20 protein-coding genes are annotated in these 19,280 nt (G+C 54.0%); 13 read left to right on the top strand and 7 right to left on the bottom strand.

The genetic code is table 11. The features are described 5' to 3' along the window. Positions 1 to 28: 28 nt before the first annotated feature. A complete protein-coding gene (locus AC0L6S_RS12345) occupies positions 29 to 1,420 on the bottom strand; it encodes a hypothetical protein (protein WP_473424281.1) in 1,392 nt (463 codons plus the stop codon). Then, positions 1,421 to 2,575 carry a hypothetical protein gene (locus AC0L6S_RS12340; RefSeq protein ID WP_473424280.1) on the bottom strand — a complete coding sequence of 385 codons (1,155 nt, stop codon included), beginning with the start codon at positions 2,573 to 2,575 and terminating at the stop codon, positions 1,421 to 1,423. Between the two features lie 379 nt (positions 2,576 to 2,954). Here AC0L6S_RS12340 and AC0L6S_RS12335 point away from each other — a divergent pair, with 379 nt between their 5' ends. Then, positions 2,955 to 3,623, top strand: coding sequence for a hypothetical protein (locus AC0L6S_RS12335; RefSeq protein ID WP_473424279.1), 669 nt, complete (start codon positions 2,955 to 2,957; stop codon positions 3,621 to 3,623). Here AC0L6S_RS12335 and AC0L6S_RS12330 read toward each other — a convergent pair. Genes AC0L6S_RS12330 through AC0L6S_RS12310 form a run of 5 tightly spaced genes read right to left on the bottom strand, consistent with a single transcriptional unit; the run spans position 3,604 to position 7,437 of the window. Next, positions 3,604 to 4,179: a PqiC family protein gene (locus AC0L6S_RS12330; RefSeq protein WP_473424278.1), complete on the bottom strand. Its 576-nt coding sequence runs from the start codon at positions 4,177 to 4,179 to the stop codon at positions 3,604 to 3,606. The two genes, AC0L6S_RS12335 and AC0L6S_RS12330, sit on opposite strands and share 20 nt — an antisense overlap. Then, entirely contained in the window at positions 4,176 to 5,804 is a 1,629-nt protein-coding gene (pqiB, locus tag AC0L6S_RS12325; RefSeq protein WP_473424277.1) for an intermembrane transport protein PqiB, read from the bottom strand. The genes AC0L6S_RS12330 and pqiB overlap by 4 nt, the downstream gene beginning before the upstream one ends. Next, a complete protein-coding gene (locus AC0L6S_RS12320) occupies positions 5,794 to 6,420 on the bottom strand; it encodes a paraquat-inducible protein A (protein ID WP_473424276.1) in 627 nt (208 codons plus the stop codon). Before AC0L6S_RS12320 ends, pqiB begins: the two co-directional genes overlap by 11 nt. Then, the gene (locus tag AC0L6S_RS12315) at positions 6,417 to 7,031 is read right to left on the bottom strand and encodes a paraquat-inducible protein A (RefSeq protein WP_473424275.1); all 615 of its coding nucleotides are present in this window, start codon (positions 7,029 to 7,031) and stop codon (positions 6,417 to 6,419) included. Before AC0L6S_RS12315 ends, AC0L6S_RS12320 begins: the two co-directional genes overlap by 4 nt. Before the next feature lie 58 nt (positions 7,032 to 7,089). Further along, positions 7,090 to 7,437, bottom strand: coding sequence for a hypothetical protein (locus AC0L6S_RS12310; protein WP_473424274.1), 348 nt, complete (start codon positions 7,435 to 7,437; stop codon positions 7,090 to 7,092). 249 nt (positions 7,438 to 7,686) lie between these two features. Between AC0L6S_RS12310 and AC0L6S_RS12305 the strand changes: the two genes are divergently transcribed. From AC0L6S_RS12305 to AC0L6S_RS12250, 12 genes are all read left to right on the top strand, one after another. Then, positions 7,687 to 9,813 carry an FUSC family protein gene (locus AC0L6S_RS12305; RefSeq protein ID WP_473424273.1) on the top strand — a complete coding sequence of 709 codons (2,127 nt, stop codon included), beginning with the start codon at positions 7,687 to 7,689 and terminating at the stop codon, positions 9,811 to 9,813. Between the two features lie 47 nt (positions 9,814 to 9,860). Next, positions 9,861 to 11,417 (top strand): TolC family protein, encoded by a 1,557-nt coding sequence (locus AC0L6S_RS12300; RefSeq protein ID WP_473424272.1) that lies wholly within the window; start codon positions 9,861 to 9,863, stop codon positions 11,415 to 11,417. Continuing rightward, on the top strand, positions 11,410 to 11,622 hold the full coding sequence (locus tag AC0L6S_RS12295; RefSeq protein ID WP_473424271.1) for a DUF1656 domain-containing protein: 213 nt from the start codon (positions 11,410 to 11,412) through the stop codon (positions 11,620 to 11,622). Before AC0L6S_RS12300 ends, AC0L6S_RS12295 begins: the two co-directional genes overlap by 8 nt. 12 nt (positions 11,623 to 11,634) lie before the next feature. Next, positions 11,635 to 12,519: an HlyD family secretion protein gene (locus AC0L6S_RS12290; protein ID WP_473424270.1), complete on the top strand. Its 885-nt coding sequence runs from the start codon at positions 11,635 to 11,637 to the stop codon at positions 12,517 to 12,519. A gap of 24 nt (positions 12,520 to 12,543) precedes the next feature. Continuing rightward, positions 12,544 to 13,200 carry a potassium channel family protein gene (locus AC0L6S_RS12285; protein ID WP_473424269.1) on the top strand — a complete coding sequence of 219 codons (657 nt, stop codon included), beginning with the start codon at positions 12,544 to 12,546 and terminating at the stop codon, positions 13,198 to 13,200. 27 nt (positions 13,201 to 13,227) lie between these two features. Next, entirely contained in the window at positions 13,228 to 14,307 is a 1,080-nt protein-coding gene (locus AC0L6S_RS12280) for an AI-2E family transporter (RefSeq protein ID WP_473424268.1), read from the top strand. Positions 14,308 to 14,487: 180 nt separating this feature from the next. Continuing rightward, entirely contained in the window at positions 14,488 to 15,645 is a 1,158-nt protein-coding gene (locus AC0L6S_RS12275; protein WP_473424267.1) for a glycosyltransferase family 2 protein, read from the top strand. Positions 15,646 to 15,707: 62 nt separating this feature from the next. Further along, entirely contained in the window at positions 15,708 to 16,139 is a 432-nt protein-coding gene (locus AC0L6S_RS12270; RefSeq protein WP_473424266.1) for a GtrA family protein, read from the top strand. Positions 16,140 to 16,220: 81 nt separating this feature from the next. Continuing rightward, positions 16,221 to 16,595 carry a hypothetical protein gene (locus tag AC0L6S_RS12265; protein ID WP_473424265.1) on the top strand — a complete coding sequence of 125 codons (375 nt, stop codon included), beginning with the start codon at positions 16,221 to 16,223 and terminating at the stop codon, positions 16,593 to 16,595. After that, entirely contained in the window at positions 16,588 to 17,628 is a 1,041-nt protein-coding gene (locus tag AC0L6S_RS12260) for a sulfotransferase (protein ID WP_473424264.1), read from the top strand. Before AC0L6S_RS12265 ends, AC0L6S_RS12260 begins: the two co-directional genes overlap by 8 nt. Before the next feature lie 57 nt (positions 17,629 to 17,685). Continuing rightward, positions 17,686 to 19,023, top strand: coding sequence for an arylsulfotransferase family protein (locus AC0L6S_RS12255; protein ID WP_473424263.1), 1,338 nt, complete (start codon positions 17,686 to 17,688; stop codon positions 19,021 to 19,023). Then, on the top strand, positions 19,020 to 19,274 hold the full coding sequence (locus AC0L6S_RS12250; RefSeq protein WP_473424262.1) for a hypothetical protein: 255 nt from the start codon (positions 19,020 to 19,022) through the stop codon (positions 19,272 to 19,274). The genes AC0L6S_RS12255 and AC0L6S_RS12250 overlap by 4 nt, the downstream gene beginning before the upstream one ends. Positions 19,275 to 19,280: the final 6 nt, after the last annotated feature.

Here is a 19,280-nt window from a genome sequence, read left to right as displayed (position 1 = left end):
CGGGAAAGCATACAGCCGTTCGCCGACATCAGTGCGCCGCGCTTTTCTCCCGGTCACGGCGAAGCAGATCGTTGCACAACATAGCGCTGAGGAATAGCAATCCGGGAGCAAGTTGTATGCACAGCCGCCCAACGCCCGTGAAATTGGACGCCCCGGCACCAAATACAGTGAACAGGAACAGGAACAGGAACATCAGTACCGCACATAGCAGGGCAGCGCTTATGCTCAGGTAGGTTTTGGTAAATGCGTTCGGTATAGTGAGTCCTATTGGAATGATGGTCAGAAGCAGGTAGCCCAGCAGGTGGAAGTTATCGTGTAACCAGACAGCCTGTATTGTGCCGGCGAGTCCATCGGGGTGGAATGGTGTCACTGAGTTCAGCATTTGCGCGATAATGAGCGGGTTTTTCTGCATCAGGATAACCAGCAGTATCAGTCCCAGTGCGCCAAGTGCGATGAGTTTTGGTATTTTGTGCCGTGTGCGCGGCACCAGCAATAGTGCCGGGATGAAGGTAAGCGCCCAGGGCAGGCCTTCGCCCTTGATCAGCAGGCAGGACAGAGCGAAGAAAGTGGCGAGCAGGGCCTGTGATCGCCAGCGGGTCGTCACCCAGTTATGGAAGGCCATCAAGCCCGCACAGTAGGTTGCACCCAGAAACAGATCCGCATAGCCGGCAAGTGCTACATGAATATTGAGCAGTGGCATGGACAGCAGTAGATAGGTAAAACCCATTGCAACAAGTGAGCCGGTGCCGGCGTTGCGCAACTGGCTGTAGAACGCAGCGCCCAGGGCAATAAGGCAGGCCAGCCACGGCAGGTTCATCAGGCTTTCATCCCAGCGACCGATGGCCAGGTTCATCCACACCTGTAGCAGTGGCACCGTGTGTGGGTAACCCGGGTGCCGATCCGTGAAGACGCCTTCGCCACCCATTTGCAGCCAGGTATTGTTGTCGACAAAGGGCAGCATGCTGCGGAATTCAAACCAGACTCTCGCCTTCGTTGCCCAATGCATGGTTGCGTCCCAAGGGAACAGCGGTCGCCACAGGATTTCCAGTCCCAGTGTCGCAAGTCGCAGTAATAGCAAAAACAACAGAAACAGAAACAGCACCCGTTGAGATGCCGGCAGGGAAGTAAAAGTCGTATTGGCGGTAGTGATCTGCAGGCCGACTTTTCGCTTGCCGTGCACGGCAAGCGCCGCCGCGATTAGCGCGCTGGCCAGCAGGCCGGTGGTGAAAAAGGACAGGGGCATTCCCATCGCATTCAGCACCCATAGGAATTGCGGGATTAGCAGCAGGCCGATCAGGGTGCCGTTACCCCATACCAACCCCGCTCTGGCGGGGGCTCGTTGCGGAATCAGCAGGTTCAACCATAATCCGCCGAGGAGTACCGGCAGAATTAGAGCGAGCATGGCGAATAGCGTATCCATCTATTTCAGCCGTACCACCGTGCCGGACGGAGCAGACAATACCAACTCTGCTTTCAGGTTTCGTTTTTTTGGTGATATCACCTGGCTGCGTTGGGGATCAAATTTTAGGGTGGAGGGATTTATCAGAACGATATAGTCACCCTTGCGAAAAAATTTCCTGTGTGGCAGCGGCGGCCCGTACAGTGACCAGTACACATTCAGGGGAAAGAAATAATAGGCGGTGCGCATTCCGCTGTAGTTATCTGTAGATGTCACGAAAATTCTTGGGTCTGTACTGTCCAGCAGTGGTTTGACGCGGTTGGCGAAGTTATATAGTTCGGCATCCGGGCCGATGGCCAGCCGCTGTTCGGTATTTTTGCCGGCAAATAGCCGGTGGGTATCGGACACTTGATGCAGCAATCTATGCTGCCAGAGTAAATCCAGCATGACCCAGATGGCGAGAAAAATAAGTGCTACCACAGACCAGCTGAACTGCAGTCTTCGCCGGAAGATGAAAAGCAGCAAGCGGTAGGCCAACAGGCTGAGAACCAGCAATGCCACGGCTAACGCGATGGGATAGAACGATGAGGCGTTAAAGGCGCCGGTGTAGGTGTTCATTGCCGCGGTATTCCACGGAGCGTAGCTGGTCAGGTCAGAAGCGATTGCCTGTAGTTTGTGCATCGTGGATGGCGGGAATACTGAAAAATCCCTGATAACTACAGTATCTCCGGCTCGGCCTGAAAAGCTAAGGCTGAGCGTGTCGGTTTGCCCTGACCACCCTCTGAGTTCCTCGGTCGCCAACCAAATGGATGTGCGCAGGTGGTTTTCCAGTTTGTAGGCATGCGACACGTCGGGTTGCCGGGAATCTTTCCAGACTATTGTGACACTGACTCTATCAGCAGGCTCCTCCAGCGCGAGATGAATGAATGAATATTCCTCGGTGTCAATTGTCCCTTCCGCGAGGTTGACCAGGCCAGCTCCGGTGCTGTCGAGTTCGAGTTGCAATTCGGTGCCGATCACGGTGGGGTTGCCCAGCAGGACCTCTGCGGTACCAGCGTTCCATATGACGGGGGAGACCTGTGGTTGGGGAGAGCCCGGTGGTATAAAGAGCAGTGCCAGTCCGGTGATCAAGGCCAGCGTACCCAAAAGCAGTGATAAGACAGTGATTCTCAGCATACTAGTCAATGTTTTCCACGGGCTTTGCCAGGGGAAGAAGCAAGCTGTGACCTTGAAAATTGATATTCTGGTACCCTTGTGCCGTACGCCAGTGGCGATCCCCAAAAGCATGAGCACACGTCAGTGGCCCGATCCCTGGTCAGTGGCAGACGCATGCGCAGTTGCTACAACTTATTATTAGCTGTCAGTGCATGAGGATAGCATCTTGGTGCCGCTGTAGTGCAGCTATTTGTGTGACCTGCTCCAGATTATTACAAGTCCTGCTGGTTTCGCTCAAGTGTCACGGTGTCGCCGTGATGGCACGAAACGCCATGCGTTGTAAGCAGAATGTGACCGATGGTGACTCGCACGACAGGCCTACTGCCGTTAGACTGCAGCTATGCGCCTTAGATTTGTCATTTTGCTCTGCAGTTTTCTTTGCGCCTGTTCAGGTTACGAAGCGAAAAACGTCTTCAAGTCGGATATCGACCTGGTGACCGATCAGTTTATTGACAGAACTCGTGCTGATGTCAAAGAGTTGGTCGTTAAGTTATACAAGCGCAATCCAAACCAGCTGCGAAAAATTCCCGGTATGACGGTAAAAGGACGGTTGGCACAACTCACTGTGCATCGCTATGAGCTGAAGTTTGCCGAACTCGACTATAAGCAGGATATTGCAGCAATGAACCTGGCCTTCGATCCAGAGTTCAAAGGTGATCGTGTTTTTGCGCTGGTAGTCGGGCTGGGCAGTATGCTCAGGCATGCGTACGAATATCAGCCGGAAGTATTTCTGCCAGACCAACTCGATGCCGAGGTATTCCTGGCCAGCGCGCACAATGTCGAGGTCTTACTGTGGAAACTGAAGAATGCCCGCAAGCCCAGTGGCCAGCACTATCTGATCACACATGAGTACAAGGGTGTGGTTGATAACCTGAGCTTTGAGCGCCTTTTTGGCGAGATCATAGTGTTGCAGGAGATGATGGCTGGCATTGCGGGCGATTCTAGCAACCGTGCTGTGACCGGTGCGGTGCACGCGGTTTCCAAGGTATTCATTCCGCTGCCGATATAGACCCATACTCAGCTAGCGAAGCGGCAACGCGTTTTGCCAGTTCAGCCAGCAGTTGCTTTTCAGTATCGACCAGCGCGCTGTAGCCGCTTGCTGTCAGTGCGCGGGAATCGGCAAAGCGATTGAGAGAGGTCACGTCATCCCCTCGAACCAGCCACCAGTAGGCCAATATCTGTGCCCGGCCATCGCTTGTTCCATGCAGTTGATCGATTCGAATATTGACGACCGTGGTGTCCCGCGTGAGCTTGGTGGGCAATAACTCCTGGCCACTGACCTGGGCAATCTCGGTGGCGAGAAAATTGCGTACGCCATCATAAACTGGTTCTGCCCAGAGGTGTTGACTGGCGGCCCGCATTTCATCTGTTCCCGTTACCAGCACCAGTCCCGGTTGATCGATATAGGCTGCGATTTCCACGCTGCCCAGCGAGTACCGTTTGGAGGTGGTGAGCGTACTGGACTGCAGATTCTGATCGGAGCGCAGCAGGTAGTAGGTGGGTGGCGTAGTCTGGCTGGCACAGCCGGCCAGTAGCGCTACCAGGAGAAAACCGGCGACTTTCATTGTTCACTCACCTCGGGAATGGTGTCGGGTACTGGGTCAGGAGAAATCAACACGGCATTGGGCTGTTCGGCAAGCGTGCGCGTCAGTGACTCCAGATTACTCATGGTTCGGTTCAGGGACAGCAAGCTTGAGTTCAGGCTTTGATACGCCTTGGAGTTCGGTGACAGGCTGCTGATGGCTTCTCTCAGCTCCTGTAGCGTCTGATCCAGGTGTACGGGCAATTGCTGCGTGCTCTGACTTTCAATAATGCTCTGCAAGCTCTCCAGAGAGTTATTCAATGTGGCAAGGGCAGAGTTGGCGCTGATCACCGTTTCGGTGATTGGCAACTCATCGATGGTATGAAGGATCGAGTTTACACTCTGCGCCAGTTGCGCCAGCCCCGTCTCTATCGTGGGAATCGTTGAATAATTCAAAAACGACCCCTCATTAGCCGGTGGTGTGTCCGGGTAGAAATCTATACCGATATATTTAGCTCCGGTGAGGAGGTTGCCACTCTCCATGGAAGCTCGTAAGCCCTGGGTGACACCACGACTGACACTTCTCCTCATTACTCCAACAGAGGCCTCGGTATCGGGAAGTTCCATCAGGCCGGGTTCAATATAGATCAGTACCGGGATCGGACCGCCCTCGCCCTCGGTGTCCGAGTTGATCCGCATTGCCTGGCCTTCTTTTAACATGATCCGGTCGACTTTCCCGATCTGAATGCCGCGAAACTCAACAGGTGCGCCGGGGACGAGCCCCTTGATGGACTGGTTGAAGGTGACGACATAGTAGGTGCCGAACTGGTATGGGTTCTTCAGGATGTCCTCGTAGGAGGGGTACAGTTGAAACTCAGTGTTTGCCGCAACCGCCTTGCCTTCCTTAACACCTTCTGGAACCCCAAAAGAGACTCCGCCAAACAGTATTGATTCCAGCGATCCGGTTTCGACTTTGAAGCCGCTGGCATTGGCGCTCATCGACACACCACTGGCATCCCAGAAGCGCACACTGCTATTGACCAGTTCGTGGTAGGGCGCGTCGATAAATATCTGGTAATGTACGAGCTTGTCGGACGGGTCAAACTCCATGGTTTCCACGCGCCCCACCTTATACCCTTTGTAGAGAACAGTGTCGCCGGCAGTGACCGACGTGGCGCGATTGCTGGTCAGGTTCAAACGCAGTCCGGGCGCGCCGGCAGGTGTCAGGGGAGGGTGCTCAAGTGCGGTGAATTTCCGTGCTCCTATTTCGCCCGTTCCGGGAGCCAGTTGTAGATAGGCGCCGGACAGCAACGTATCCAGGCCTGAAATGTTGTCCACGCTTACCCGTGCAGTGACAACCCAAAACCGCGTATCTTCACGCAGCAGTGGCAAGGCCTGCCGATCCAGCTTGATGGTGGCGATTACGCCATCGAAGTTGTCGTTCAGGCGCACGGATTGAACTGTTCCCATATCGACACTGCGATACTTCACTTTGGTTTTGCCCTGTTCCAGGCCATCGGCAGTTTTGAAGGCGATTTCTATTTCCGGACCCTCGTTCATCAAGTTATTGATGACCATGTAGATACCCAACACAAGGGCCAGTATTGGGATCAGCCAGATTCCGGAAAACTTACGACCTGGGGTTATGTCGGCTTTTTCACTTGTCACGGTTTTTCTCTTCCATTTCGTCCCAGATCATCCGGGGGTCAAAGCTCTCCGCTGCCACCATGGTGACAATGACCACTCCGGCAAAACAGAGCGCAGCTATACCCGGGCGGATGGCCAGTAGTCCTCCAAGATGCACCAGGGCAACCAAAATAGCCACTACAAATACATCGACCATAGACCACTTGCCCACAAATTCAGTGATCTGGTACATGGTTGTTCGCTGTCGTGCACTGATTGGGGAATGGCTTTTTACTGTCCACACCAGATAGAACATCGTCATCAGTTTTCCCAGCGGGACCATGACGCTGAAGATGAATATGACCAATGCCACCGGTGCCGCCCCATGATGCAGCAGTATAATGACACCGCCCAGTATGGTGCTGCCCTCGGAGGTGCCCAGTTGGTCGGTGATCATAATGGGGTACAGGTTGGCAGGGATATAGAGAATGCACGCCGTCATCAGTAGCGCCAGCGTGCGCTGGATGCTGTTGTTCTTACGCAAGTGCAGTGCGGCGCCGCAGCGGGGGCAGTGGTGTAACTCGGGTGCCGCCAACTGGGTGCAGACATGGCAGGCGGCCAGGTTTTGGGATGCAGCGGTGGTGGCAGAGGTCGTCATGTTGTTCGCAGCTCGTCAATGCGTTCCCAGCACTGATAGCGATCCAGGTTTGAGATGGCCAGGGTGAAGCAGACGCTGAAGCCGGCGTAAGCCCAGAATGATATGCCCAGCTCAACCGTTGCCATATCGGCAATTTTAACCAGTGAGACGATCACGCCGATAATAAAGACTTCTACCATCGACCAGTTCTGTGTCAGAAACACTGCTTTAGCGACGGGAATCAGCCACGGCTGATTTTTGCCGGCATACAGTGGCAGGCAGAGCATCAGCAGTAATACGAGAATGAAGGCCGGGATGATAATGATAAAGGCCGCGACCATGATGGCCACTACCGGCATCCCATATTCCCAGACTGCTCCGGGTGTTTGCCTCAGGGTGATGACGCTTTCAAGGCCGGAAGAGGAGAAGGACAGAAAGGAATAGCTGTTGGCCATTATCAGCAAGATGACACCGGCAATGGCAAATGACAGAACACGGCCATAGGCATCCGGGACTTTTCGGGTGAGAAAGTGGCCGCAGCGAGGACAGTACGCGCTTTCACCGGCCTTGAGGGAAGCGACGTCGGCTAGCAGGTCGCAGCTGTGGCAAGCGATCTCTCCATTATTTGCCATTATCCGGAATTGCCTTGCTCGCAGAGCCTTGTTCGGGAGTGTCTGGTCCAGCCATAGACTAGTGAGGTAGCCCCATGGTGGCGTGATCGTCGGGGTTGTACCCCTCTTCCATCTCGCTGATGGTCTTGTTCAGTTCCTCGGGCGACTCAGCGCGTATGCGCGCGGCCTCGTTGGCCAATGTGCTTTCGGATTCATCGTCGATGCCGGGGCCTCTCACTTCCTGAGCATAGGTCTGGCCGTTTGCATCCAGGCAGGGGTCGAGCCCGTCACCCTCTCCGCACACAGAGACGGCGCCGTTTTCATACGTCACGCGCTCTTCGACGATGTTGGTGTCGGCATCTGGCTGGGTGAGGGCAGATGCCGCTGGCAGACAGAGTAACAGTGCCGCTGCGCGACAGATTCGCATAATTCTCATCATCGTTTACCTGGTTTTTTTTACTCGTTTCGAGATGCAGGGGTGCGACAAACCGCGGATTCGGGCACCCTGTGTCTATCAGTGTCTTTGGGCAGTATAATGTGGATGCCGGATGGCCACCAGACACAATTTCGACAACCGGGCCTCCGGCGGCTATGCAGTTGTCCCTGATATCCATCGTCTGCGCGACGGGCGCAGGCACCTGTAGACCGAGATGATAAGGGATCAATTGGAACTGGCATGGGTGAATCCGGTACATCCGAAAGCGCTGCCATGGTGAAATTACAGTACGCTGTCAAAACGGCCCTCAGCCTGACGTTGGCGTATCTGATCCCCATGAGCCAGGGCTGGCCGCAGCCACAAACTGCTGCTACTACCGTCATGCTTATCGCTGCCACTGGCATGGTGTCTGAGTCATTGCAGAAAGGGGTGTCGCGTGTCCTGGGGACTGTGATTGGCGCCATTCTGGGCTTGTCTCTGGTCATTCTCTTCCCGCAGGAGAGAGTGGCCTACCTGCTGGCAGCCTCCTGTACGGTGGCGGTTGTCATCTATTTGTATAACGCCTATCAGGGTGACAGCACCGTCTTTATGCTGACGGCCGTAGTCACCCTGATGGTGTTCAATGGCGGCGATGCAGAGGGTGCATTCCTCTACGGGGCGGACAGAGCATTTATGACCGCCTTCGGCGTACTCGTCTACACGGTGGTCGCCAGCATGCTATGGCCGGTGAAGTCTGCCGATAATACCCGCGCGCTGGCCTCTGCGTTGGCAGGGCATTACCGGGACGCTTTCATGCGCCTGATTCACGCCGATGAGAAGATGCAGCCCGGTCTCGATGACTTCCTGGCTGGATTGGTGACCGATGGCCAGGCCTTCCAGACCCAGTTTGCCACGGTAAAAAACCATGCTGATGGTGTGACAGACTATTTGCGCGAGTGGAATACTGTGGTCGGCAGCTACGAAGAATTGGAGACTATTCTCTTGCCTGCGTTAAAGCAGGTTTCCGGCAGCTCCGTGAAATTCTCTCACTATATAGATGACTACCAGTCTGTACTGTCACAAATTGAAGACCTGTTTGGTGAGGTCGATGCCGCGTGGCGCGGTCGGCGGAACACGAGGCCGATGCAGGCAATCGAGATTGGGCTGAACGTGAATGAACTACGCAGCGCCGGTCACCTTGTGGCGGCGGCCGTTGCCGCGCGCAGGGAGTTACTGCAACGGTTGCAGCGAGTATTGCTGGACCTGCTTGTGGCGCTGGACAGCCTGTTGTTTGATCGGAGCTCCGTGATCAACCCGCGAGTACCCGGAGGGAAACCTGTTTTCAATTGGCTGGATCTTGAGAACCTCAAGACCGCAGTGCGCGCTTTCGTCACTTTCTGGATCGCCACCGGCATCTGGATATATTTCAATCCTCCCGGCGGCTTTATGTTCGTGACGCTGTGCACCATCCTGATCCCGCTGGTGTCATATACGCCAGTTACGCCCAAATTACTGTTTATTCTGCTCAGCCTGGGGTTTGTATTTGCGCTGCCGGCCTATATCTTTCTTTTGCCGCAGCTGACACATTGGCTGGAGCTGGCCGCTTTCCTATTCGCTTATGCATTCGTCGGGTTTTACGTATTCCAGGGCCCGGTTTCCATCTTTTTCCTGCTTGGGCTCTTCACGCTGGGAATACAGAACACTATGAGCTACCACGTCGATGCGATTCTGTTGAGTATTCTGATGTTCTACATGGTGTGTGCGACCTTGATAATCGCGATGTATTTTCCATTTTCCAGCAAGCCAGAGCAGTTGTACCTGAGTCTGCGGCGGCGCTTTTTTCGACTTTGCGCGCGGTGGATTAGGATGAATGCCCGGTCGCAGACGATGGCAGGCACTGTACCGCGTATTTTTATCAGTAGCGGGAGCGCTATCCTGGCAAAAATGGAGGCCTGGGGGCCGAAGATAGATGCATCGTTGTTCGCTGGTGATGGCGTGCAACAGGTAGCGACATTGAACAATAGTTGTGAAGTACTGTTTGCGCAGCTACAGGTACTTGCGCTGCGTCAACGTGAGTTTAGACAGAACTCATTGATTGCCGCGGCCAGACAGAAAAATTCTGGCAGCACACTGGCTGCGATCTGCGACCTGCTGGCAGATCGCGGTGCAGCTGCAGATATTGCGACGCTTGAATCCAGTCTAACCCATATTGAGAAGCGACTGGATGAACTGCTGGGCGATGATTACCTGGACAGGTATGATCCCCATGAGCTTGCGCAGTTCTATGTCTACCTGAATCTGCTTGCGTCGATCTTTCTCTGTCTGGTGGCCTGTCGCCAGGCGCATGAGGCAATTGACTGGCGCCGTATAGGAGAAACACGATTTTAGCGGTAGCTGATTTTTTTCGAGGTATTGACGCACTCCTGCGGAGAGTTGTGCTGTGGGCGCTGTTGGCGGTGATAGCGGGGTGCACCACTGTGGGGCCAGACTATCAGCCCCCCGCACCGGTTCAATTACCCGCGCAGTGGAGCGAAAAGGACGCCGCCGCCCAGGCACTGGCGATGGGTGCGTGGTGGAAGCTTTTCAATGATCCGGCCCTCAGCCAGCTCATCGAGCGGGGTGCGAGGCAGAATTTGTCTGTTGCGGCGGCGGGGCTTCGTATCGTGCAGGCCAGAGCAGCTCTGGGTATCAGTGACGCGCTGATCTTCCCGCAACAGCAGCAGTTAAATGGCAATTTCAATGCCTTGTACCGTAATGAGGACTGGTTCAAGTCAGCTGGCGCCAGTCTGGATGTAGGCTGGGAGATGGATGTCTGGGGAAAATATGCCCGCGGAATTGAGTCCAGTGAAGCCAGCTTGTACGCCTCAATTGCCTCATATAATGATGTGCTGGTCAGTATCAGTGCTGAGATCGCCCGCAACTACATCAACTATCGCACTGCGCAAGAACGGATGTTCCTGTCCCGGCAGAATATTGCAATACAGCAGCGCGTGGTTGAAATGACACAGGTTCAGTTCGATTCAGGCAACGTGTCCGAGTTGGACGTGCAGCAGGCCAAGGCACAGTTGTATGCCACGCAGTCTGCTCTGCCAACGCTGGAAATCGCCCGCTTGCAGGCGCAGAGCGCGATTGCGGTGCTACTGGGTACTATCCCTGAAGAGATCGAATCGCTTCTGTTCCCCGGTGGTGAACGGGAAGTACCCGGCCTCACCACGCGTATGCGCGAAACACAGTTCTCCAGCGTGGCCAGGGAGGCTTACACTAAATACTCGGTCATCCCGCAAGCGCCGAGACTCGAAGGGAGGGTGGATGCCAGGGCCGTGATGCGACGTCCCGACCTGCAGGTCGCTGAACTACAAGCCCGCGCCCAATCTGCCCGCATAGGCCTGACGGAAGCAGATCTGTACCCGCAGTTTGTGCTTTTCGGCTCACTCGGTGTGAGCCAGACCGTCAGGTCCAGCAACAGTTTCGATCTGTCCGATTCAGTGACGGCGACAATTGGTCCGGGGCTGAGCTGGAATATCTTTAACTATGATCGAATCAAGAATCGCGTACGCATAGAGGATGCGCTGTTTCAGGAAAGCCTGACGAACTATAACCAAACAGTGCTGGATGCCGTGCGCGAAGTGACCAATGCCCTGGACGGTTACTTCAACAACCTGGAAAAGAGCAAATACGATTTCGGTGCAGTCGAGGCTTCCATTCGCGCCTTCAATATTTCTTTCAACCAGTACAATAACGGGCTGGTGAGCTATCAACGGTTGTTGAGCACGGTAGAAACGATGACAGTGCGCGAAGACGCCTATGCCCAGACGCGTGGCAATATTGCCAATCAGGTGGTGGGCTTGTATAAGGCGCTGGGTGGCGGCTGGGAGCCGTTTAAGACTTTACCTGTGGTGCATCCTGAGACAGTGAAGGCGATGGAGTCGCGCACGGATTGGGGCGACTATCTGCAGCCGCAGGTTCTCGATGGCGAGGATCGCAATGACTGAAGTCCCGCACGAACTCGCTTTGGGTGATGTCTATCTCTCGCCTTTGTTACCAGTATTCAGTCTCGCGTTGCTGGGTGCCTGGGTGACCGTGCTGATTTTAAACAAACTGCGCCTGAGCCGTTATATTATGTTGCCGTCGACGACTTTTCTGGCATTTATGGTGTTGTACATATTGCTGATGAATACTTTCTGGATACGAATATAGGGAGCAAAGGCGGTGCAACTCTTTAAGAAAATGGCACTTTGGTCGATCAACTTGACGTTGATTGCGTTGGTCGCCTGGTATGCCTACCAGGCGTTCGAAGAGTATTTGAGTAATCCATGGACAAGAGATGGCCAGGTGCGCGGCCATGTTATCCAGATCGCGCCGCGGGTGTCAGGGATGGTGACTCGTATCGCAGTCATCGACAATCAGTATGTTCAGAAGGGTGATCTGCTGTTCGAGATAGATAAGGAGCCTTTCGAGATCGCTATTGCGCAGGCCGAAGCGAATTTGGAGCGGGCGCGTATAGGTTCCAATGCGGCCCGAATCGAATACGATCGCCTGCAGGATATTTTCAAAAAAGACCCCGGCGCCGTGTCGCAGAAGGATCTCAATCTGCGCGAGGCCAAGTATCAGGAATCGCTTAGCCAAATAGATGTAGTGACTGAAACTCTGCGCAGTGCGAAACTGAACCTGGGCTATACGCAGATACGCGCCCCCTTGGATGGCTATGTATCCAATGTCGATTTTCAGGTTGGCACGCAAGCCGTTGCCAATAGCCCTATACTGGCACTGGTGGACAGCAACAGTTTCTGGGTATTCGGCTATTTTCGCGAAAGTCAGATCGGCAAGTTCAAGATCGGCGACCCTGCCCGCGTTACACTGATGGCCTATCCCGATTCTCCGCTGGAGGGTCGGGTCGAGTCGCTGGGCTGGGGGATTGCGCCATCGGACGGTAATACCGGATTCAATTTGCTGCCCAGTATCAAGCCGGTTTTTCAGTGGATACGTTTGGCGCAGCGCATTCCTGTGCGTATCAAGCTGGAAAACATTCCCAAAAATGTGGAACTCCGGTTTGGTCTGACAGCCTCCGTCATGGTGATGGCGGAAAAACCTTAACCGGGACTATCAGGGGAACCCGTTTTGCTCAGTTTTAACTCGCACAACAACTTTTACTTTTTCACGGCCAGCCTTGTCATATTGTTGCTGGCGTCGGCTTTCGTGAGCTCTACACCTGGTGGAGAGAATCATCTATTGTTGCAGGGGTTGATGTTCGTAACGGAACTGGTGGCTTATTTCAGCCTCAATCTGTCAAGAAAGTGGCGCATATTTGTTGGTGTGATGCTGGTGATGCTGATGGCGGCGAATGTCCAGCGTGAAATGACGGACTGGTCTGCTGCACCTCTGATCGGCCTGAGTGTGAGCCTGGTGTTTTACTGCGGAATAGTCTATGCCGCAGCAAAACAAGTGTTGTTTTCCGGTGATATTGAGCCCAATACGATAGTCGGCACTATAGCGGTTTACTTACTGCTGGGGCTTATCTGGTCGGTGCTATATTTGATGGCTCTGGAGTTCTGGCCACATAGTATTTCTGGGATAGAGTATCAGGACTGGCGGGACAATTTTGGCATCACAAGTTATTTCAGCTATATCACACTGTCCACGGTGGGTTATGGTGATATCTCCCCGACGATTCCGGTGACGCGAACCCTGGCGTATCTGGAGGCAATAACGGGTACCTTTTATATGGCAGTGGTGGTGGCCAGTATGATAGGTAGAGTCAGAAGGCATTCAAAATAGTCAATGGAAACGAATCAGGAGAACAACATGGCCGAAGAAAAACCTGGCGCGGGCTACGACCCGAAGTTTGTCCACAATATGATCGAGTCATTCTTGCGCATCGGTCTATTGCTGGTACTGCTGGCGCTGGCCTACGACATCGTCAAGCCCTTTATGACGCCCATTTTGTGGGGTGCGATTATCGCGATGGCTGCATTTCCACTGGTGAAATGGCTGCAACCAAAGGTGGGCGGTCGGCGCGGGCTGGCCGCCACTCTGGTCACCCTGTTTTTCATCATTGCTCTGGTCGTGCCCACCTGGTTTGTGATGGATGCCAGTGTCGGCGCGCTGAAGCAGGCTACCACCGCTCTGGAGCAAGGCGAGTACAAAGTTCCTCCACCCTCTGCGAAAGTGAAGGACTGGCCGCTGGTAGGAGAGCGCCTTTATAGCGCCTGGAGCAATGCCAGCAGTGATCTAGAGGAGTTTGCGGTTGACAATGCTGCTCAGTTGAAGGACCTCGCCGGCGGTGTGGTCAAGCGGATCGGTAGCAGCCTTCTGGGTGTGTTAATGCTGGTGGTGGCGCTGATAATTTCCGGTGGCTTCATGACTTTCGCCGAGAGCTGTGGGTCGGCCGCACATCGCTTCTTCGTGCGGGTGGGTGGATTGAGTCCGGGCGGTGAGTGGGCCCCGCTGGCCGTTGCTACTGTGCGTAGCGTGCTGCAGGGGGTTGTCGGTGTTGCGGTCATCCAAACGATCATCATTGCTCTCGGGCTGTTTGTAATGGGCGTTCCGGCTGCTCCCATCCTGACGGTCATTGTGCTTATCGTGGCCATAGCCCAGGTGCCGACGCTGATCGTGATCGCTCCCATCATCGTCTACGTCTTCTCCACCGCGGACACCACCTCAGCAGTGATCTTCGCTGTTTATCAACTTTTGGCCGGTGCCAGTGATAATGTCCTCAAACCGATATTGATGGGTCGGGGGCTGGATATTCCCATGCCGGTGATATTGGTGGGCGCTATCGGTGGCATGATCATGTCCGGGATTATCGGCCTCTTCGCCGGTGCTGTGATACTGTCGATCTTCTACAAGCTGTTTGTTTTGTGGTTGGATCAGCAGGCGCAATAACCGCACGCACACTCTGAATATCGGGGCTCGCTGGACGCTTTGCCGCGTTTTGACACACAGCAAAGCGCTCACTTACACTGCCACGTTGTCACCAGAAAGAAGACTTAAACAATCATGTGCTCAGGAGTCGCTCAGTCCGGTGCATCAACTCCCGGAGATGAGCCGGAAATATCCATTGTCATGCCCTGTCTCAATGAGGCAGAGACTTTGCGCGGCTGTATCGACGAGGCCATTGCGGCAATTCGCGCATGCGGTGTCATCGGAGAGGTTATCATCGCCGATAATGGCAGCACCGATGGATCGCGCGAGATAGCGGTCGAGGCGGGTGCCCGCGTGGTGCCGGTGTCCCAGAGAGGCTATGGCAATGCCCTCATCGGGGGTATTAATAGTGCCCGTGGTGTTTATGTGATGATGGGAGATGCCGATGGCAGCTATGATTTTGGTGAGCTCGGCCAGTTTCTCGAACAGCTGCGACTTGGCGCTGATCTGGTGATGGGATGCCGTCTACCCAGAGGCGGAGGCACTATTCAGCCCGGGGCCATGCCCTGGAAGCATCGATGGATAGGGAACCCGATACTGTCCGGCGTTGGAAAGGTTTTTTTCCGCTCCCCCGTCGATGATTTTCACTGTGGGTTACGGGCTTTTCGGCGCGAGGCGATACTGCAGCTCAATCTTCGCTGCAGCGGGATGGAATTTGCCTCTGAAATGGTCGTCAAGGCGGCGCAGGCTCGCCTGAACATCGATCAGGTGCCCGTGACGCTCAGGCCTGATGGCAGAAGTCGGTCTCCTCATCTCAATAGTTGGCGCGATGGTTGGCGTCACCTCAAATTCCTGCTGCTGTTCTCGCCGAAGTGGCTGTTCTTCTACCCCGGGCTAGTGATGTTCATTGTCGGGTTGCTGGGATTGGCCGCTCTGGCCACCGAACCGGTGACGATTGCGGGTATCAGCTTCGATACCAATACCATGCTGCTGTGTTCGACCCTGATGATTGTCGGTTTTCAAGCGATATTCTTTGCGCTGTTCACGCAGGCGTTTTCCATTCATATTGGCCTGAGAAGACCGGACAAGCGTTTCCGCAAGCTCTTCGAGAAAGGCCCCGTAGAGTGGGGTGCGGTTTCAGGCGGCCTGCTGTTGGTGGCAGGGGCGGCGATGTTTATATTTGCCTTCCTGAATTGGCAACGTGCCGGTTTCGGGCCGCAGTCATACGCGGACAGTTTGCGAGTTGTCATACCCGCCGTCACGGCAATGACGATTGGTGTTCAGACCATATTTTGCGGTTTTGTATTTGGCACGATAGGCCTTTTTGATGGCGCGTTGAATAACTCGAGTCAGTCGTAGCGCCGGCGAGAGCAATTTTCCAGCAGCGCCCTTTAATCAAGCGAACAATGCAGCCCATAGCCATGATGAGTTATTTAAAGTATTTGGTCATTGGTGCGGTAGTGGGAATGGCGTCCATTATCGGTCGGGAGGTTATTGCGTTGTTTCTGCCGGCAGATACGCCTGAATATTATGCTCTGTCGGTCGCCGCCGTTTACGCATTGGGGATTCTTGCCAGCTATACGGGGCATCGAAAAGTCTCGTTCAGCCACGTGGACATGGAGGGACAGAGTACCGCCTCGTCGATGACGTGGTTTACGGTGATCGCGATTGTAGGGCTATTGTGCGCTACATTGTTGTCTGTCTGTATACGTTATCTGCTGCCGATACAGGATGTTTTCGGAGCGCATAGTGCAACAGCCGCCTTCGCTATCGCCACGGTGATTACCTCTGTTATCACGTTCACCCTGAATGCACGCCACACATTTCGGGGGAGACAGTCAGATGTGCTTTGAGTTGTGGCCGATGAACTCTGGATCCTGCCCTGTGCGGATGTCCGTCTTTGAACGTGAAACGGGGTTGCGACCCGGGAAGCTATGGAATATTTGATTGTTGCTGCTGTCTCGGTCTGGGCAGTTGAAGTGTTTCTAAAACTTCCGGTTAGAACTGCTGTGGATGAGCTCTGGCACGTATCCCAAAAGGCTATGCATACCGTCATGTCACAGCACATTTCTGATCACTGGAAAGAGAAAGTGATGCTAGTTTACGCGCGGCATTCATTGCTCAGCACGCTCAAGCTCGCCGCACTCGTCATCGCGTTTGTCGCGCTGGCGATGCTACCCGTGATTGTGCTGGATTATTTCTCTGTCACTGAAGAGCCAATACTTCCGCTGTTTGCCACCACTGAGGGATTGCTGGCCTCAACCGCGGTGGCTTTCTGCTATTTTTGGATAAGGGGGCGGTTTGCTTAATAGAGAGTATTCCACCACTGCCAAATTGCTGCATCAACTGGCGCTCGGCTCGCGGCTGGTGGGGGAGCTGTCCTTTGATATAGAGCAGGCGTTAAACAAGGTCAACCCCGGCAATGTCGGTGCGCCACCGGTGTTTGTCGTTGGTCTCGCTCGGGCGGGAACCACAATACTGTTGCGTTCCCTGTATCAGAGCGCAGCATTTCGATCGCTAACTTATCGGGATATGCCGTTCGTTCTCATGCCTGCGACCTGGCAGAAGCTCTCCTCGCACTTTCAACAGGATATGCCTGCCGTAGAGCGAGCCCACGGAGATTCCATTGCGATAGATTTCGACAGCCCGGAAGCGTTTGAAGAGGTTTTCTGGCGTACTTTCTATGGCCGAGATTACATTGAGGATTCGTATCTATCCTGCCAGCGGCTGGACAACAATGCCTGTGACAAGTTTCGACGCTATGTTGCCAGCGTGGTCGCAAGCTCAAAAGGGATTGGTGGAGAGCGTTATCTTTCCAAGAATAACAACAATCTGCTGCGACTTGCGGGCTTGCGGAAATCCTTTCCGGAGTCGACTATTATCATCCCGTTCCGCGAGCCCTTGCAGCATGCACTGTCATTGCTGCGGCAACACAGGAATTTCGTGGCCATCCAGCGAGAGGACCGCTTTGCGCTAAAGTATATGAGCTGGCTGGGTCACCATGAATTTGGTTTGAATCACAAACCGTTCCGCTTCCCGGGCCAACCCGTGCCCAGTGCCGATCCAGGTTGCGTGGAGTATTGGCTTGAGCAGTGGATTGGCGCTTATAATCACGCTCTGGAGCACGCTCCGGCAGGCACTATTTTCCTCTCTTACGAAGATCTTTGTCACAATCCGGACGCATTACTGGGCAGGCTGATGGCCGCGCTGGAAGTGCCTTACAATGACGCAATTGGTGGCAGTATTTCACGCAGTGACAGTCATGCTGTGGATGAGGTCGATCAGCAAGCACTGGCTCCGGCGCTGTCCACATACGAGCGATTGCTGGAGGTCAGGTTTTGATATAAGCCGGGCACAAACCCCGCAGACGCAAAGCCCTAATACGGTGAAAATATTTTTATGAATACACTACAGAAGATCGCAGTTGCCTACCTGCTGGGAATGGGCTTGCTGGTGTTGGGCTTTGCGGTGGCCGAGTACAAAATATTCCCCTATCAATACATTGCGCAGCTACGTGACTTTATCCAGTGGGAGCCCGAGGCGGCCAAGGAAATGCCAACTCGCCAAAAGCTGCTCAGTCAATTGGGTTTTGCCGATGCCCTGTTTGTGTACAACGCGCGCATAGCGCCTGCCATCAGAAAAAAAACGCATGCGCTCCCTCTGCCAGATGCCAACAGCACACGGGACAACCCGGATATTTATATTGCCCCGGGCCAGGAAGGTTACCGCGCGGTATTTGGCGCCATGGATTACAACGATGCGTTTTGGGGTGGAATATTGATCGGGCCAGATTCCGAAGTCATTCACACGTGGAAGCTGTCAACTGAGCACTTGCCGATGAATACCAAGCCGGATCAGGGTAAGAATATGTACGGTCTGGCGCTACTTCCCGACGGCTCCGTCATATATACGATGGGAGAGGACGGCGGTGGTATTGTCAGGGTCGATGCCTGTGGCAACATTGTCTGGAACCTGGATGGCCTTTATCACCATACGGTATCCATGTCTGAGCACGACGACTATTTCTGGACATGGGAAGGTGTGCATACGGATAAGCATCCCAAAGTGCTTAAGGTTGATGCGAACACCGGTGAGATATTGAAGACTATCGATATGAAAGAAGTCATGTTGAAGAATGACACTATCCATCTATTTGATATTCGACAGAATGCGCGCAACCAGAAAGACATTTTTGATGTCTCCCACGCAAATGACATTGATGAGCTGACGATAGCACAGGCCCCTGAATTTCCCGCGTTCAAGCCGGGTGACTTATTGATGAGCTATAGAAACCTTAACCTGATTTTTGTTATAGACCCGGAGAGTCTGCAGATGAAATGGTGGCGGGTGGGTGCTACAAATCGCCAACACGACTCTGACTGGGAGAACGGGTCAATAACATCGTATAGCAATAATATGTCTGGCGTCAGAAAAGGGCATTCGGACATTGTGAGGATTGATCCTGACTCGCTACAGCACGAGGTCATCGTCGACGGTGAAGACTATTCGATGTTTTCCATCATCAATGCCAGACAGAATTTGACCAGCTTTAATACCCGAATGATTACAAACTCCACGCAGGGCTGGGCGCTGGAGCTTGATGATGACGGCGAATTGGTCTTTAGCTATATAAACACATACAATGCAAAGCGCAAAACCTCGCTGCATCTGTCGGAGGCATACAGGTTGAAGAAGGACTTTTTCAGCAGTCGATTTTGGGAGCAATGTAAGCCATGAGAAATTTTCTGGTGTTTATAATCACCCTGGTATTTGCTCCCTTTGCCAGCGCCTATACCGGTCCAGGGCTCGGGCTGGGCGTTATTGGGACAGTGGTGGGTGTGGTTTTTTCGCTGCTGTTGGCGCTGTTGGCGGTGTTCTGGTATCCACTGAAGCGCGCCTTGAAAATAGGTCAGAAGAAGGCCAGTGCGGACGAGGAAATTGAAGAGGAAGCCAAGCCCGAAGTCGAAAAGGCATCTGGCCCGCAATAGTTCCCC

It is taken from the genome of Halioglobus sp. D3-4 (assembly GCF_055809315.1).
Note: the sequence above shows the minus strand (reverse complement) of the source record. Positions and strands in the feature narration are given on the sequence as shown.